Consider the following 17,453-nt stretch of genomic DNA (forward strand, 5'->3'; position numbering starts at 1 on the left):
CACCTTTGGCCCGATCGCACCTGTCAAATCTGACAGGTGTCCGCTTTCGCGATTATTGCTAGCGTCAATCCACCCGCGTCTTCACGTGTGCAATGGATATGACCATGGCTGATCAAGACCTCAGTATTACAACACCGTCCATTGCCAAGAGCTCGACGATTGCCACCATCGGCAAGAGCTGGGGGGCCGTGGGGCAGACGGGCGCGGCGTCTTTCGAGCTGCCGTTGCCGCTGTCGGCCGGTCGCGGTTGGGATCCGCAACTGTCGCTGGCCTACAGCAGTCAGGCCGGCAACGGCCCGTTCGGTGTCGGCTGGAGCCTGGGCCTCGGCGCTATCAGCCGTCGCACCCACAAAGGCGTGCCGCACTACACCGCCCATGACGAGATCATCGGACATGACGGCCAGGTGTGGATGCCGGAACTCGACGACAACTGCCAGATCCTGTCCCGCCGCGAGAATCGCTACAACAATGTGGACATCGGCCCACATGACGTGGTGCGTTACTGGCCACGTGTGGAAAGCGATTTTGCCCTGCGCGAGTACTGGCAGCCGCAGACCGGCGTACAGCCCGGATTCTGGCTGATCCACGGTGCCGATGGTTCGCTGCACCTGTATGGCAAGTCCGCTGCCGCACGCCGGGCCGATCCCGATGACCCGCTACGAGTGATCAACTGGCTGCTGTGCGAAAGCATGAACACCCACGGTGAACACATCGGTTTCGATTACAAGGCTGACGATCAGGCCGACGAACAGGCCTGCGACCCGGATCGCGACTGTCGCGCCCAGCGCTACTTGCGTGCAGTGTTCTACGGCAATGCCAGCGCCAGCCCGGATCTGTATGGCTGGACGCAGGAAAGTCCGGCCGAGGGCGACTGGCATTTTCATTTGTTGTTCGACTATGGCGAACGCAGCACTTCGCTGACCGAAATGCCCGAGTACGCCGAGAATCCCTCGCAACCCTGGAAGCCGCGACCCGACCCTTTTTCGACCTTTGGCCAGGGCTTTGAACTGGGCACCCGACGCCTGTGCCGACAGGTGTTGATGTTCCATCATTTTGCCGAACACACCGGCGCCACCCCGGTGCTGGTGCGCCGTCTGTTGTTTGAATATTCGCCGGTCGCGCCGCAATCGCCATTCAGTCAACTCACGGCTGCGCACTATCAGGCGCGGGATGCCGACGGTTTCGTGGAAGACACCCCGCCGATCGAGTTCGAGCATTCGCCCTTCACCCTTGACCCGACACCGCGTCGCTTGCTCGAACTGGAGACGCAACCGGGCATCGATGACCAGCCTTACCACTGCGTCGATCTGTTCGGCGAGGGCTTGCCGGGTTTTCTCTGCCGCTATGACCAATGCTGGTATTACCGCGAGCCGTTACGTGCCAGCGCCGGGGCGGATGCAATCACCTACGACGCATGGACATCCCTGAAGCAGTTGCCGGTGGCCAACCGCAACAAAGCCGCGCAGCAACTGTTGGCCGACCTGACCGGTGACGGGCGCCTGGACTGGATCATCGCGATGCCGGGCATGAGCGGTTTTCGTACGCTGAACGCGGATCGCAGCTGGGAACCGTTCACTGAGTTTGATGGATTCCCCCTCGAGTTTTTTCACAACCTGTCGCAACTGGGCGACTTCTCTGGTGACGGGCTCAACTCTCTGGCGATGATCGGCCCAAAGGCCGTGCGTTTGTATGCCAACCGTCGCGAAGCAGGGTTCAGCGCGGCGACCGAGGTTGACCACCTGCCGGTCGATGACCGCTTGCCGCTGTTGAGCAACGCTCGTCACGAACTGGTTTTCCTCGGCAACCTGCTGGGCAGCGACATGACCGAGCTGTGCCGCATCCGTCACGACGAGATCCGCTGCTGGCCGAACCTGGGCCATGGCCGATTCGGCAAAAGCCGGCGAATCAGCGGCCCGGTGTTCCCTGACACACCCTTCGATGCGGCACGGGTGCGGATCGCCGACCTCGATGGATCCGGCGCACCAGCGTTGATCTATTTGAATTCGGACGCTTTCGACATTTACCTGAACCGCGGCGGCGACGGCCTGCAGACGGAGGCGGTGCGCGTCCCGTGGCCTGCGGGCGTGCGCTACGACCGCCTGTGCCAGGTCACCTTCGCCGACCTGCAAGGCCTGGGTTGCGCCAGCCTGATTCTGACCATACCGCACATGACACCGCGGCACTGGCGTTATGACTTCGTATCGGCCAAGCCCTATCTGCTGACGGCCAGCAATAACAACATGGGCTGTAGCTCACAGGTGCACTATCGCAGCTCGGCACAGGCGTGGCTCGACGAAAAATACGAGCAGCTCGCCCAGGACCCGGGCCGGATCCCGGCGTGCCATTTGCCGTTCCCCATGCAACTGGTCAGCCAGCAGTTGCAACTGGACGAAGTGACCGGCAACCGCCTGACGCAGGGATTCGAATACCGTGAGGGCAACTACGACGGTCGGGAGCGCGAGTTCCGCGGCTTCGGCCGACTGCAGCAGTACGACAGTGAATCAGCCGCCGGTGACGACGACAGCGGTTTCACCGCGCCGGTGCGGGTGTGCACCTGGTTCCATACCGGGCAGGCCATGGAGCGCTCACGCGAAGGTTATTTCAACCGCGACGCCGATGCGGTTGCGTTGGGCAACACCCTGTTCAGCCGCTATCACCCGGCAGACGAATGTGATGAACCGGTGACACCACCCGACGCCGCCACCGAATACGAAATTGCCCGGGCGCTGGCCGGCTCCGTCGCCCGCAGCGAAACCTGGGCTGGCGCTGATGACCCGGCCACGGCCTGTCCCTATGCGGTAGTCGAACACCGTTATCGGGTGCGCGAAGTGCGACCGCGCGGCGACTACTCCGACACGGTGCTGCTGCCGCTGCCGCTGGAGAACATCAGCTACGCCTACGAACGTCTGGCCGACGATCCGATGTGCGCCCATGACATCACGCTGTGTGCCAACCCCTACGGCATGCCGACCCACACCATGACCCTCAACTACCCACGTCGGCGCAAGGTCTCGGACGCGCCGCCCTACAGCGATCCCGACGAACAACAGTGGTGGCGCGACGCCCACGATGAGGCGCAGCAATCGTGGTATCTGAGCGAAACTCGCAACCGCTACATTGACCTGGACCAGGACCCGCAACATTGGCGCCTGGGACTTCCCTGGCAGCAGCGCGGCAATGCCCTGAACCTTGCCAACGGTTCGTTGCCGGACGGCCTCACCCCTGATCAGGTCAGCCACGAGCAACTGACGCAGCATCAGGACTCACCCCAGTGGAATGCTCTGCGTGTGCTCACCCTGCAATCGGTGCAGCGTTATCTCGAGAGTGCCGACCAGTCGGCGCTGCCGGACGGCGAGGCCGCTTTCGAAGCGCTGGCCGGGCCGCTGGAGATCGCGCAACTGGACGAGACTGCACTGGAGGCCTACGCCAACCTGCCACCCCCGTTCGACATCCGGGTGGAGTTGAAAAATATCGGTTATACGCCGATGTCGTTTTTGTTCGAAACGACGCCCGCCGCAAACGCCGAACAGAACCTCTGGTCATCGTTTTACAACTTTGCGCAATACGCCGGGGCCGAAGGTTTCCACAGGGTGCTCGAATACCACCAGACCCCCAGCCATGGCGTGACCAAGGCGCAATACGATCCTTACAGCCTGGCGCTCATCCGCGTCGAACTGCCGGACGGCTGCACCACCCGTGTCGAATACGACTATCACGCACTGCAACCGCTGCGCATCATCGATGCCAATGACAACGTACAAGAGGCGATCTACGAGCCTTCCGGACAACCACTGACCACCACGTTTCATGGCACTGAAAATGCTCAGGCGGCAGGTTTCAGACCGCTGAGCGAATACCGGCGACAGGAAGATCATCGCCCGGACCCGGCCATCGCGGACCCGGCGCAGGCCGTGCAGAAAGCCGCCAGCACGCTGCGCAAGGACTTGTTCAGCTGGATGGGGCAATTGCCGCTGATGCTGCGCGAGGCCAGCGGCTTTTTTCGCGAATGGGTCGATGCCGGTCTGGTCCTGCCCAGCGGCCATATCCGCGCCAGCGCCCGACGGCAACTGGCGCAGAACAGCGCACCGAGCACGATGCAGCAGGCACTGCAGGCGGCCATCGCCAGCAGTACGCGCGAGCCGGTGCACAGCGTCTTGCTCAGTGCCGACCGCTATCCCGATGACCCGATTGCTGCGCAGTTTCAGATTATCAAGCACTGCTTCGATGGCTTCGGACGATCATTGCAAACCCAGCAGTTGGTCGAACCCGCAGAGGCTTACGTGGTTGATGAAAACGGTGCGCTGGTCGTCGAGGGCGGCAAGCTGCTGGTGCGACACGCCGACCCGCGCTGGCGCATCAGCGAACGGGTCGAATACAACAACAAAGGCCTGCCGGTACGTCAATTCCGTCCGTTCTTTGCCGACAGTCATCACTACGTCAACGACGTCTCCCTGCGTGAACACGGGTATTTCGATCAATTGTTCTACGACGTGCTCGGCCGCCCGATCAGGCTGGTCAATGCCAAAGGCTATTTTTCTCGAGAGACGTATCACCCCTGGTACCACATCAGCGAAGACTTCAACGACACCGACGAATCGGAACCACAGCCATGAACGTCCATTGGCGCACACCGGCACTGACGGCGCATGACAGCCGCGGCCTGGCGGTACGTCAGGTCGCTTACCTGCGCACCTTCGCTGCAGACACGCCGGTGGCCCTGCTGAGTCGACAGCAGCATGACGTCGCCGGACGCAGGGTTGCGCAATGGGATCCGCGCTTGCCGGTTGCCAACCGGGTGACGTTATATGGCTTGAGCGGCGAGCCGCTGAAAATCGACAGTATCGACGCCGGCATGCGCTTGACCTTGCCGGGCCTTGCCGGCGAAGCGCTCGAGCGCTGGGACGCACGCGGCAACCATTGGCGTAACAGGTTCGACGAGCAGTTGCGGCCAACAACGAGCGAGAACACCACGCAGCCGGAACACGAAACCTGGCTCTACGCCGACGCCACGGCCAGTGCGGCGTTCAACCTTCGCGGACAACTGCTCGCGCTGCAGGACTCGACGGGATTGCTGCAGTTCGACAGCTTCGCACTGGCCGGCCAGCCTTTGCAGGAGACGCGCCGACTCGACGACCACGAGACCTTTCTCACCCGTCGCACGTACAGTCCGCTGGGTACCTTGCTGGAACAGATCGATGCTGGCGGACACCGGCAACAGTTGCGCTACGACATCGCCGGACAACTGCGTTTCAGCCAGCTTCGACTGAGCAGCAACCACGACTGGCAACCGCTGTTGCAGGACGCCCAGTACAACGCCGCCGGGCAGATCATTGAACAGCGCACCGACAATCGCGTCGTCAGCCGCTGGGGTTACGACCCGGCCGATGGTCGCCTGCACAGGCAATCCTCGGACACAGGCACGCAACCTGCCCTCCAGGATTTCGAATACGTCTTCGACCCCAGCGGCAACATCACGCGCATCATTGACCATGCGTTCAGGGTCAGCCATTTCGCCAATCAGCGGATCGACGGTGAGCGCCGGTTCAGCTACGACTCGCTGTACCGGCTGCACAGTGCCAGCGGTTACGACGACGGCCCGCTGACCGACATTCCCGGTTTGCCGCAACTCACCGATCCGCGCAACCGGCTCAATTACAGCCAGACCTACACCTACGATCCAGGCAACAACCTGACCGAGCTCATCCATGTACGTGACGGTGCCAGCCATACCCGCCAGATGGTCATCGACCCGCTCAGCAATCGCGGCGTGCGCTGGCAGCAAGGCGACCCGCCTCCGGACTTCGCCAGCCTGTTCGATCGCCACGGCAACCTCCTCGCCCTGCAACCCGGCCAGCCCCTGCAATGGAATGCCCGAGACCAGTTGGCGCAAGTGACGCTGGTACAGCGCGATGACGGCGCCCATGACCGGGAATACTACCGTTACAGCCAGGGTGCCCGACTCTACAAACGCCATGAGCGACACACCGCGACCGTCAGCCACTTCGAGGAAGTACGCTACCTGCCGGGGCTGGAAATCCGCCGGCGTGACAATGGTGAAGAACTGCACATCATCTCTATCGCGGGCGGCTCGAGCAGTGTCCGCTGTCTGCACTGGGTGGCGGGCCAGCCAACCGATGTCGAGGCCGATCAACTGCGCTATACCCTCGGCGATCACCTGGGCTCCTGCGTGATGGAACTCGATCAGCAGGCGCGCCTGATCAGTCACGAGGGGTATTACCCGTTCGGCGCTACCGCATGGATGGTCGGCCGATCGGCGCAGGAAGTCAGTTACAGGACCGTGCGCTATTCAGGCAAGGAAATGGATGTCAGCGGACTTTATGCCTACGGTGCCCGGTATTACGCGCCCTGGTTGCAGCGCTGGGTCAGCGCCGATCCGGCGGGGGATGCCGACGGGCTCAATCCGTACGGTTTTGTCGGGAACAACCCGTTGCGCTATGTCGACCCTGGCGGCAACACCCGGGCAGAGGGGGTGATCATGCTGTATGCGGCGTTTATTTCAGCGGTCCAGGGACACGCCACGCAGGTGATCGGGCAAATCCACAACATTCTCCATGATGAAGGCGTGGCAACGAATCTGGCACTGAACCTGGCAGGCGAAGTCGTCAGAGGGGTCGTCGGCTACGAGGGTGGTGTTGCGGGCAGCGGTCAAGTTGATCTCGCGTTTCCCAATGTGCCTTTCACCACGCCCTACACCACCAGTGGCGGAATGGTTGGCGGCAACATCGGCGGCGATGTGGCCACGGCCATGGTGGACCCGGTGGCGAATGGCGTGGGGATCGGCATGGGACCCCTGATTCCGCAGACCTCGCAGATATCCGTCAGCGCGATTGATGAGGGGCTGGGAATCAAGGGTTCCGTCAAGGAGATCAAGTCCTGGCGAGACATGAAGGATGAGCTGATTCATCCAGGCCTGAACGCGGTGTTCAACCCTTCCTTCGTGATGGGCCGGCTCATGGCCTCGTGGATATCGATTATTCCCGGAGCCATCAACATGTTTGCCCGGGCGATCGAAGCCGAGGACATCAAGAACCGGCTCACCCCCGTGAAGATCCAGAAAATCGAGACCCTGCTTGTCGACTGGAAAGCGGCAGTCGAACAGCGTGCCGGCTGGGCTGAAAATGCGTTCGATGCATTGGGCACGGACACCGTTTACCCGGCTGACTCGCTGCCAAACATCAACCACATGACCTCCGCAGAGACCCTGGCGCCCATCAATCGTACTGCCCTGCGACGCCAGACCCTTTTCACGCTGTCCCATATCGAGCGCACCCAAGCCATGATGACGCGGTACAAAGAAATGGGCACGACCGACAATCAGTTCCTGCTCGCGCAGCGGCGAGCCCAGAAGAATGCTGCCTGACATGAGCCACTGCGCGGATGTGCGGACATGACATATTCCGTTCACTGGCGAACGCCTGCCCTGTCGGCTCACGACCCCAGGGGATTGCCGGCCAGGAAGGTGGCTTACCTGCGCACCGTGGCGGGCGCCGACGTCGAATGCCAGATTACCCGCCAACGGCACGACACGAGCGGACGCCTGATCGAGCAATGGGACCCACGCCTTCATGTGCCGTGCCTGACCACGGTTTGCCGGCTGAATGGCGAGGCGTTGAAAATCGACAGCGTCGACGCCGGCTGGCGACTTTCGTTGCCGGGCCTCGCGGGTGAAGAACGGCAACGCTGGGACCAGCGCGGCAACCATTGGCGGTATGACCATGACTTGTTGCTGCGGGTGATCGCCGTCACTGAAAACTCGCAGATCGGGATCGAGCGCTACACCTATGCCGACCACAACGCGAACGCCGGGTTTAACCTGCGCGGTGCATTGACCACACAGACAGATCCGTCCGGCAACGTGGTCTTCAGCAGCTATAGCCTGCTCGGCCACGGAATGAGGGAAACCCGCACCTTCATCGACGCACCCGACACCTTCACCACCCATCGACATTACGACCCGCAAGGCAATGTGTTGCAGCTCACCGACTCCGGCGGCCACCGGCAACAGTCGCAATACGACGTCGCCGGACAATTGCTGCAACTGTCGTTACAGCTGGCGGGCGCCAGTACAGCGCAAACGGTGGTCAGCGAAACACGCTACAACGCCGAGGGTCGGCTGATCGGGCAACTGGCCGGCAACGGTGTTCGCCGCAGCCAGCATTACGATCCGGTCGATGGACGGCTGCTCCATTCGCTGGCGTGCAAGGATCAGGCAGCCCCGCTCCAGGATCTGCATTATGTCTACGACCCCGCAGGCAACATCCTGCGCATCGAAGACCACAGCCTGGCCACGGTGTACTTTGCCAATCAACGGGTCGACGGCAATCGCCACTTCGTCTACGACTCGTTGTATCGGCTGATCGAAAGCCGTGGCCTGGAGGGTGAAATCCCCCAGCAATCGCCGGGGCTGCCACAGCCGATTTCCCCCATCGATCCCGGGCGACGCTTCAACTACAGCGAATATTACCGGTACGACGAGGGCAACAATCTTGTCGAGTTGCAGCACGTGCGTGCAGGCCATAATTTCACCCAACACATGATCATCGATCCCCACAGCAACCGGGCCGTTCGCTGCGAAAGCGGTGATCCCGATCCGGTCTTCGCCGAACACTTCGACCTGCACGGCAATCAATTGCGGCTACAACCCGGCACCCTGCCACTGGTGTGGGACAGCCACGATCAACTGGCACGCGTGACCTTGCTGCAACACAGCAATGGCCTGCCCGACGATGAGGAAAGCTATCGCTACAGCCAGGGTGAGCGCGTCTATAAGTGCTGGCTGAGCCATACCTTGTCCGCCACTCATCGTCGTGAAGTACGCTACTTGCCCGGCCTGGAAATCCACACCCGCAGCGACGGCCAGCAGCTGCACGTCATCGTCCTGTCCGGCGCTCGGTGTCTGCACTGGCTCAACGGCCGACCACCCGGACTGGAAGACGACCAACTGCGTTACAGCCTCGACGATCACCTCGGCTCCTGCGCGCTGGAGCTGGACCACCGCGCCGGCGTCATCAGTCTGGAGCATTACTACCCGTTCGGTGGCACTGCATGGTGGGCCGCCCGTTCGGCGCTCGAAGCCAGTTACAAAACCATCCGTTACTCGGGTCAGGAGATGGACGCCAGCGGTCTCTATTATTACGGCGCCCGCTATTACGCACCGTGGCTGCAACGCTGGGTCAGTGCCGACCCGGCCGGGGATATCGATGGACTGAATCTGTATGCCTTTGTCGGTAACAATCCGGCAGGTTACATCGACACCGATGGCCAGGCTCTGAGCGATGCCTTTCAGGCCGAAACTCGCGAGGAACGTGGCCTGAGAAAGGCGCAAAGTGCCGCGCAGAATGGACGACGCCGAGCACGACGGGAGTTGTCATATCAGGTTGATCGACACTTGAACATTCTGGCCCTGTCGTTACGCCGTGGTCTGGATGCTCAACAGCAGATTCTCAATCACCGCTCGACATCTGACTTCGCCGGCTCGACTCTGCGCCGCGGTGCAACGCATATCGCCGGACAGGTGATCGCCTACGGTGGCGCAATCGCAGTGGGCATCGGTGCCCAGGCGCTGGGCGTTGCCGCCCCCGGCGTAGGCAATTTAGCCGGGGTTGCGATCGGATTCGCTGCTAAAAAAACCATCAGTACGCTGTGGGACTACGCAGCCGAACGCACCGGCGCCAGTGCCTCGATCAAATTCAAGGCGAGCCGGGTATCGTCGGAAAAAATCATCAGGAAGGCCGAATACAAGACCATGTCGCCCCTGAGCTACATGGAGCAGAAGTACGCAAAAATGCTCCCCAGCACACAAAAAGGCGCCCTCAAGGGATTGAAAGAAGGCACCAGCACCGCCATCAGTCTGGGGGGCAAACAGCTCGCGCCGACGATGGCCAGCGAAGTCAGTGCTACCGCCAGCGCCCTGTTGGGCGCCGTGGAAATCAGCCATGAAATCACCGGTGCCATGGGAGACCTGTCAGCGGAAAAAATCGCCAAGGGCGAGCGCAACCTGACGGGCTTGATCGACGCCCTGCAAGGCAATCTGTCCGACGTCGTCAATCAATTCAACACGAGCGGCATCAATGCCGTTCACACCTTTGGTCTGTTCAAGGACAGCCTCGGCGACAGCGTCGAAAGCCTTACACAGGCAACGCAAGCCGTGATCACCGAACTGACCTACGCCAGAACCCTGTTGCTCTCGAATTCGCACAAGTTCAGCCATGTCTGATGAGCCGATGCGTCAGGCAAACAGGACGGGCGGGCGCATGCTATCGTGCCCGCCCGTCCCTTTATCCATTAGCCCAGCATGCTGCCGACTTCCCGTACCCTGCGTCTGTCGTTGTACACCCTGCTGATCATCGCCGGTGCGGCCATCGCCGCCACGCTCGCGATCCGCCACGCCGAACGTCAGGCGCTGGAGGAAGACGCCACCCGCGCCAGCCAGCAATTGGCGCTGTACGCCAATTCGTTGCACACCCTGATCGACCGCTATCGCGCCCTCCCCGCCGTGCTGGCGCTGGACCCGCAACTGCGCGGCGCGCTGGCCGGGCCGGTCGGGGCCGAGCAGCAGAACGTGCTGAATCTGAAACTGGAAAAGATCAACGGCGCGGCGCAGTCCTCGACCCTCGAACTGCTTGATCACACCGGTCTCGCGGTGGCGGCGAGCAACTGGCGCCTGCCCAGCAGTTATGTCGGCCACAACTATGGTTTTCGTCCGTACTTCAGCCAGACCCGCACCCAGGGCAGCGGGCGGTTTTATGCGGTGGGCGTGACCAGTGGCATCCCCGGCTATTTTCTCTCCAGCGCGGTGCTGGGTGACAACGACGAGTTCCTCGGGGCGATGGTGGTCAAGCTGGAGTTTCCGGAGCTGGAGCGCGAATGGAGCCAAGGCAGCGACACGCTGTTGGTCAGCGATGCACGCGGGATCGTTTTCATCGCCAACCAGCCCGGCTGGCGCTATCGCTCGCTGCGGCCGCTGGACAGCCGCGACATGGCCGAGATCAAGCGCACGCGTCAGTACGACAAGCAGTCGCTAAGCCCGCTGACGCATCTGTCGCTGCGCCACTTCGACGACAACAGTGACCTGCGCCGTGTCGAAGGCCCGCAAGGCACGGCGGACTATTTGTGGGAATCGCTGCCGCTCGCCGCTGAAGGCTGGACCCTGCACTTGTTGCGCCGCCCGCAAGTAGCCTTCGAAGATTTACGCAACGCCGGGCTGGCCGCTGCCGGGGTGTGGCTGGCGCTGGTGTTTCTGCTGCTGTTTCTCAACCAGCGCTGGCGCCTGTCGAAAGTCCGCCAGCGCAACCGTGAAGAACTCGAACAACTGGTCGAAGAACGCACCCGCGACCTGCGCACGGCTCAGGACGGTCTGGTGCAGTCGGCCAAGCTCGCGGCGCTGGGGCAGATGTCTGCGGCGCTGGCCCACGAGATCAATCAGCCACTGACTGCGCAACGCATGCAACTGGCAACGCTGCGCCTGCTGCTCGACCATGGCCGTGTCGATGACGCCTACAAGGCGCTCAAACCGGTGGATGAGATGCTCACGCGCATGGCGTCGCTCACCGGTCACCTGAAGACCTTCGCCCGCAAGAGCCCCAGCGGCCTTCGCGAGCGGCTGGATCTGGCGACCGTGATCGACCAGTCGCTGCAATTGCTCGACGCCCGTCTGCGTGATGAACAGGTCAGTCTGGTGCTGCATCTGACGCGTCCCGCCTGGGTGCGTGGCGATGCGATCCGCCTCGAACAGGTGCTGATCAACCTGTTGCGTAACGCCCTCGACGCGATGCAGGGCAAACCGTGCAAGCGCCTGGAAATTCGCCTGGAGGTGGACGAACAACTGTGGCGCCTGAGCGTGATCGACAATGGCGGCGGGATTGCCGAAGAACACCTGAACCAGGTGTTCGATCCGTTCTTCACCACAAAACCTGTGGGTGACGGTCTGGGGCTCGGGCTGGCGGTGTCCTTCGCAATCGTGCATGAATCCGGCGGGCGCCTGAGCGTCGAAAATGGCGAGGCCGGCGCGGTGTTCACCCTGACCTTGCCGATCGATCTGGAGGCGCATATCTGATGCTCAACTCAGTGATAGTGGTCGATGACGAAGGCAGCATCCGCAACGCTGTCGAACAGTGGCTGAGCCTGTCGGGGTTCGAGGTGCAGTTGTTCAGCCGCGCCGAAGATTGCCTGGCAGCGCTGCCCGCGCACTTCCCCGGGGTGATCCTCAGCGATGTGCGCATGCCCGGCCTCAGTGGTCTGGCGTTATTGGCCGAAGTGCAGCGGCGTGATGCCGATCTGCCGGTGATTCTGCTGACTGGTCACGGCGATGTGCCGATGGCGGTAGAAGCCATGCGCGACGGCGCCTACGACTTTCTGGAAAAACCGTTCAGCCCGCAAACCCTGCTCGGCAGCCTGCGCCGGGCGCTCGACAAGCGTCGTCTGGTATTGGAAAACCGCGCCCTGCACGAGCAGGCCGACCATCGCGCCAGACTCGATGCCACGCTGCTCGGTGTGTCCCGGGGCATGCAGACCTTGCGCCGGCAGGTGCTGGAACTGGCGGCTCTGCCGGTCAACGTATTGATCCGCGGCGAAACCGGCAGCGGCAAGGAACTGATCGCGCGCTGCCTGCACGACTTCGGCCCGCGCGCGGACAAGCCGTTTGTGGCGCTCAACTGTGCAGCAATTCCCGAGCAGTTGTTCGAGGCCGAGTTGTTCGGCCACGAGAGCGGCGCGTTCACCGGCGCCTCTGGCAAGCGCATCGGCAAGCTGGAATACGCCGACGGCGGCACGCTGTTTCTCGATGAAATCGAAAGCATGCCGCTGGCCCAGCAGGTGAAACTGCTGCGGGTATTGCAGGAGCAGAAGCTGGAGCGCCTGGGCTCGAACCAGAGTATTCGCGTCGACTTGCGGATCGTTGCCGCGACCAAGCCCGACCTGCTCGACGAAGCCCGGGCCGGACGCTTTCGTGAAGACCTGGCCTATCGCCTGAACGTCGCCGAGCTGCGCCTGCCGCCGCTGCGTGATCGTCGGGAAGACATTCCTCTGCTGTTCGAGTCCTTTGCCTTCAGCGCCGCCCAGCGCCTGGGGCGCACCTTCCCGCCATTGAGCGGCACGCAATTGAGCCACCTGCTCAGCCACGACTGGCCGGGTAACGTGCGTGAGTTGGCGAACGTCGCCGAGCGCCAGGTGCTGGGGCTGGATGAACCGGTGCAAGGCATCGACCCCGGCCAGTCCCTCGCGGCGCAGCAGGAAGCCTTCGAAGCCCAGTGCCTGCGCGCTGCGCTGACCCGGCACAAGGGCGATGTGAAAGCGGTGCTGGAAGAGTTGCAACTGCCGCGCCGCACGTTCAATGAAAAGCTGCAGCGGCATGGGTTGAGCCGGGAGATGTTTGTTCCGGACAGCTAATGTTGACTGCGCAGGTCCCGCCCCCTTCGCGAGCAAGCCCGCTCCCACAGGTTTTTGTGCTGAGCACAGAATGTGTGAACACCACCGACCATTGTGGGAGCGGACTTGCTCGCGAAGAGGCCAGAACTGACACCCCCCTGTGCCAGATAAGCAGTTTTCCGCTCACCAATCACAATCAATAAGCGGATTTCCGCTCATCCAATCTCCCCGCCCCCTCTAAACCGGCCCTCTTCCCGTTGGCACAGCTCCTGCTATAGCCCCGGCAGGCTGCGTTTTAACGCGCTCCACAAAAACAATTAAACGAAGGATCCTTCAATGGATAACTCCAACGCCCTGCCTCTTGGGTCGGCTGCTGCGCCTGCCAAGACAAGAACCACCGCCAGCCGGATCAAATCGATCTTCAGCGGCTCTGTCGGCAACATGGTCGAGTGGTACGACTGGTACGTCTACGCCGCCTTCTCGCTGTACTTCGCCAAGACCTTCTTCCCCGCCGGTTCCACCACTGCCCAACTGATGAACACCGCCGCGATCTTCGCCGTGGGCTTCCTGATGCGCCCGATCGGTGGCTGGCTGATGGGCCTGTACGCGGACAAGGTCGGTCGCAAGAAAGCCTTGATGGCCTCGGTGTACCTGATGTGCTTCGGCTCCTTGCTGATCGCCCTCAGCCCCAACTATGAAACCATCGGCATCGGCGCGCCGATCCTGCTGGTGTTCGCGCGACTGCTGCAAGGCCTGTCGGTCGGCGGCGAGTACGGCACTTCGGCCACCTATCTGTCGGAGATGGCGACCAAGGAGCGTCGCGGCTTCTTCTCCAGCTTCCAGTACGTGACCCTGATCTCCGGCCAGCTCATCGCGCTGGGCGTGTTGATCGTGCTGCAGAACCTGCTGACCACTGAACAGCTGTACGCGTGGGGCTGGCGTATTCCGTTTGCCATCGGTGCATTGTGCGCAGTCGTCGCGCTGTACCTGCGTCGCGGCATGGAAGAAACCGAGTCGTTTACCAAGAAAGAGAAGTCCAGGGAAAGCGCAATGCGCACCTTGATGCGCCATCCAAAGGAACTGCTGACCGTGGTCGGCCTGACCATGGGCGGTACGCTGGCGTTCTACACCTACACCACCTACATGCAGAAATACCTGGTGAACACCGTCGGCATGAGCATCTCCGATTCGACCACCATTTCTGCCGCCACACTGTTCCTGTTCATGTGCCTGCAACCGATCATCGGTGGCCTGTCCGATAAAATCGGTCGTCGCCCGATCCTGATCGCCTTCGGCGTGCTGGGGACGATCTTCACCGTGCCGATCCTGATGACCCTGCACACCATCCAGACCTGGTGGGGTGCGTTCTTCCTGATCATGGCGGCGCTGATCATCGTCAGCGGCTACACCTCGATCAACGCGGTGGTGAAGGCCGAGCTGTTCCCGACCGAAATCCGCGCCCTGGGCGTCGGCCTGCCGTACGCACTCACCGTGTCGATCTTCGGCGGTACCGCCGAATACATCGCGCTGTGGTTCAAGAGCATCGGCATGGAAACCGGTTACTACTGGTACGTGACCGCGTGCATTGCGGTGTCGCTGCTGGTTTATGTGACCATGAAGGACACGCAGAAACACTCGCGGATCGTGACTGACTGATCGGGTTTATGCAGCCACTGCAACGGTGGCTGTCATGGCCCATCGCGAGCAGGCTCGCTCCCACATTGGATCTGTGATCAACACAAATCCTCTGTGGGAGCGAGCCTGCTCGCGAATGCCTCAATCCGGTTTCAGATCCATCAGGACAATTCGGCAGCCACGCCCTGCTTGCCATAACGCTTCTGCGCATACGACGCACCGACAATCATCACCAGCAGAATCCCCGCCAGCACCGCCGACGAACCGATGGTTCCGAAGTCCAGGCCACCCTTCTCGTGAGACTTGGTCATCAAGTCGCCCAAGGTCGCACCGAACGGCCGGGTCAGCACGAATGCCACCCAGAACAGCAGCACCGACGAAATCTTCGTGAAGTACTTGAGCGCGACCACCACCGCAATGGTCGAGCCGATCAGCAGCGCGCCACCGGCAAAGCCCAGGCCCGAATCATCCGCCAGGTAGTCGCCGAGCGCGGTGCCCAGGGTGTTGGAAAACAGAATCGCCATCCAGTAGAACATCTCGCCCCGGAAGGTCTGCACCTTGCTGACGTTCAGCGAATCGCCGCTCAGGCGCCAGGCCGCAAAGATCGCCAGCAGAATCGCAATCAGGATCATCGACCCGGTGGCGTAACCCAGCCCGAGAGTGCGGTCCATGAAGTCGGACATGGTGGTGCCGGCAGTGCTGGTCGACAGAATCACGATCCAGTACAGCAGCGGCTTGTAGGTCTTGGCCATCAATTGGGTGATCAGCGTCAGCACGAACACGCTGATCAGGATCAGTGAGCTGAGGGCGTACCCGACGTTGAGGGTCATCGACAGCAAATCCCCGGCGGTTTCCCCCAGGGTCGTCGCGCAGATTTTCATGACCCAGAACGCCAGGGTAATTTGAGGCAGTTTATTCATCGCAAGCAAAGCTCCAGTGTGAGACGGCCGGTTCTTGGTTTTCTGGCCGTGGGCAGACTGGCGTTGCACCGGTGAAAAACCGGTCGGCAGTAGATGAAAAATCTGTCATATCGCGAAAATCAGCGATTAATCCCCCATTAATGCTGCCCTTGCATCCTGCATTCACCTGATCGATTACCTGCGCGACGTTCGCTCCCGGCATGGGAAGCCAATTAATGCGCCGCCCTTAATATCAATTTAATCGATTGTTTTTAGCATTAATTTGCGCTTTTTAATCAATTTATTTGGCGTAGCATTCAATCCAAGCAAAACACATCGCCAACGAATCCGGAGTAACCAACATGAAAACCAAACTGATCCTCGCCCTGACCCTGTCCGTACTGGCCGCCAACACCTTCGCCGCCGATGGCTCGGACAAAACCAAATCGGCCGACTTCATTTCCGGCGCCAGCGCCGCCATTGAAACCAGCCATTCGGGCACTTACGCCGCTGACGGTTTCGACAAAACCAACATCGGTAAAGCTGTGGCTGCCGATGGCTTTGACAAGACTGGCACCGCAGCCGCCATTGCCTCTGACGGCTTCGACAAAACCGGTACTGCTGCAGCCATCAGCTGATCATCGGCAGTCTCCCCACAGCCCGGCTTCGGCCGGGCTTAGTCATTTCTGGGGCATCACAAATATCCCCCAGTGGGAGCGGGCTTGCTCGCGAAAGCGGTGGGTCAGTCAACCACTGTGGCAACTGAAAGATTGCATTCGCGAGCAAGCCCGCTCCAACAAGGGAAATTGCATCAACTGGAATATCTTTGCGTGACTGGAAAATGCTGTTTCAGACTTGCACTATTAGCCGTCTACGAACGCCCTCCAGGAACCCCTGCCATGTCCGATGACATCCACTTCTACGAACCCGCCCACGGCCACGGCCTGCCCCACGATCCGTTCAACGCCATCGTCGGCCCGCGTCCCATCGGCTGGATCTCTTCGCAGGATGCCCATGGCCGGTTGAACCTGGCGCCTTACAGCTTCTTCAACGCGTTCAACTACATTCCGCCGATCATTGGTTTTTCCAGCGTCGGGCGCAAAGACAGCCTGAACAACATCGAGCAGACCGGTGAATTCGCCTGGAACCTCGCCACCCGGCCACTGGCCGAGCAGATGAACCAGAGCTGCGCAATGGTCGCACCTGAGGTCAACGAGTTTGAATTGGCGGGACTGACGCCCGTGGCGTCGAAGGTGATTGCGGTGCCACGGGTGGCCGAAAGCCCGGTGTCCTTCGAGTGCAAGGTCACGCAGATCATTCAGTTGCAGCGCGCCAATGGCGAAACCGTGCCGAGCTGGCTGATACTCGGCGAAGTGGTCGCCGTGCATATCGCCAAGTGGCTATTGAAGGACGGGATCTACGACACCGCCGCGGCAGAACCGATTCTGCGCGGCGGCGGGCCGGCGGATTATTTCCAGTTGGGGCCAGAGGCCTTGTTCAAGATGTGGCGCCCGGGCGCCGGCAAATAAGCGC

General features: G+C 61.4%; 9 protein-coding genes. 8 read left to right on the forward strand and 1 reads right to left on the reverse strand.

Translation table 11 applies throughout. The features are described 5' to 3' along the window. The first annotated feature begins 104 nt into the window (after positions 1-104). The 6 genes from AC1UK9_RS22040 to AC1UK9_RS22065 all read left to right on the forward strand — a co-directional run bounded on the left by AC1UK9_RS22040 (position 105) and on the right by AC1UK9_RS22065 (position 15,042). Positions 105-4,613 carry a SpvB/TcaC N-terminal domain-containing protein gene (locus AC1UK9_RS22040; protein WP_482578497.1) on the forward strand — a complete coding sequence of 1,503 codons (4,509 nt, stop codon included), beginning with the start codon at positions 105-107 and terminating at the stop codon, positions 4,611-4,613. After that, a complete protein-coding gene (locus AC1UK9_RS22045) occupies positions 4,610-7,381 on the forward strand; it encodes an RHS repeat-associated core domain-containing protein (RefSeq protein WP_482578498.1) in 2,772 nt (923 codons plus the stop codon). Before AC1UK9_RS22040 ends, AC1UK9_RS22045 begins: the two co-directional genes overlap by 4 nt. A 27-nt stretch (positions 7,382-7,408) precedes the next feature. Continuing rightward, positions 7,409-10,237: an RHS repeat-associated core domain-containing protein gene (locus tag AC1UK9_RS22050; RefSeq protein WP_482578499.1), complete on the forward strand. Its 2,829-nt coding sequence runs from the start codon at positions 7,409-7,411 to the stop codon at positions 10,235-10,237. 78 nt (positions 10,238-10,315) lie between these two features. After that, entirely contained in the window at positions 10,316-12,076 is a 1,761-nt protein-coding gene (locus AC1UK9_RS22055) for an ATP-binding protein (protein ID WP_482578500.1), read from the forward strand. Beyond that, positions 12,076-13,407: a sigma-54-dependent transcriptional regulator gene (locus AC1UK9_RS22060; RefSeq protein ID WP_025112736.1), complete on the forward strand. Its 1,332-nt coding sequence runs from the start codon at positions 12,076-12,078 to the stop codon at positions 13,405-13,407. The genes AC1UK9_RS22055 and AC1UK9_RS22060 overlap by 1 nt, the downstream gene beginning before the upstream one ends. Before the next feature lie 315 nt (positions 13,408-13,722). Further along, positions 13,723-15,042, forward strand: coding sequence for an MFS transporter (locus tag AC1UK9_RS22065; RefSeq protein ID WP_473013413.1), 1,320 nt, complete (start codon positions 13,723-13,725; stop codon positions 15,040-15,042). A gap of 140 nt (positions 15,043-15,182) precedes the next feature. Here AC1UK9_RS22065 and AC1UK9_RS22070 read toward each other — a convergent pair whose 3' ends face one another. Beyond that, positions 15,183-15,941 (reverse strand): COG4705 family protein, encoded by a 759-nt coding sequence (locus AC1UK9_RS22070; protein ID WP_473013414.1) that lies wholly within the window; start codon positions 15,939-15,941, stop codon positions 15,183-15,185. A 341-nt stretch (positions 15,942-16,282) separates the two neighbouring features. Between AC1UK9_RS22070 and AC1UK9_RS22075 the strand changes: the two genes are divergently transcribed. After that, complete coding sequence (locus tag AC1UK9_RS22075; protein WP_482578501.1) at positions 16,283-16,558, forward strand: hypothetical protein; 276 nt, start codon at positions 16,283-16,285, stop codon at positions 16,556-16,558. A 261-nt stretch (positions 16,559-16,819) separates the two neighbouring features. Further along, complete coding sequence (locus tag AC1UK9_RS22080; protein WP_025112732.1) at positions 16,820-17,449, forward strand: flavin reductase family protein; 630 nt, start codon at positions 16,820-16,822, stop codon at positions 17,447-17,449. The last annotated feature ends 4 nt before the right edge of the window (positions 17,450-17,453 follow it).

The organism is Pseudomonas sp. AK-TSAG1-1 (genome assembly GCF_056821665.1).

Coding starts and splice junctions, on each gene's coding strand:
- AC1UK9_RS22050 (WP_482578499.1), top strand. CDS start 7,409: ATGACATATTCCGTTCACTGGCGAACGCCTGCCCTGTCGGCTCACGAC.
- AC1UK9_RS22075 (WP_482578501.1), top strand. CDS start 16,283: ATGAAAACCAAACTGATCCTCGCCCTGACCCTGTCCGTACTGGCCGCC.
- AC1UK9_RS22065 (WP_473013413.1), top strand. CDS start 13,723: ATGGATAACTCCAACGCCCTGCCTCTTGGGTCGGCTGCTGCGCCTGCC.
- AC1UK9_RS22055 (WP_482578500.1), top strand. CDS start 10,316: ATGCTGCCGACTTCCCGTACCCTGCGTCTGTCGTTGTACACCCTGCTG.
- AC1UK9_RS22060 (WP_025112736.1), top strand. CDS start 12,076: ATGCTCAACTCAGTGATAGTGGTCGATGACGAAGGCAGCATCCGCAAC.
- AC1UK9_RS22080 (WP_025112732.1), top strand. CDS start 16,820: ATGTCCGATGACATCCACTTCTACGAACCCGCCCACGGCCACGGCCTG.
- AC1UK9_RS22045 (WP_482578498.1), top strand. CDS start 4,610: ATGAACGTCCATTGGCGCACACCGGCACTGACGGCGCATGACAGCCGC.
- AC1UK9_RS22070 (WP_473013414.1), bottom strand. CDS start 15,941: ATGAATAAACTGCCTCAAATTACCCTGGCGTTCTGGGTCATGAAAATC.
- AC1UK9_RS22040 (WP_482578497.1), top strand. CDS start 105: ATGGCTGATCAAGACCTCAGTATTACAACACCGTCCATTGCCAAGAGC.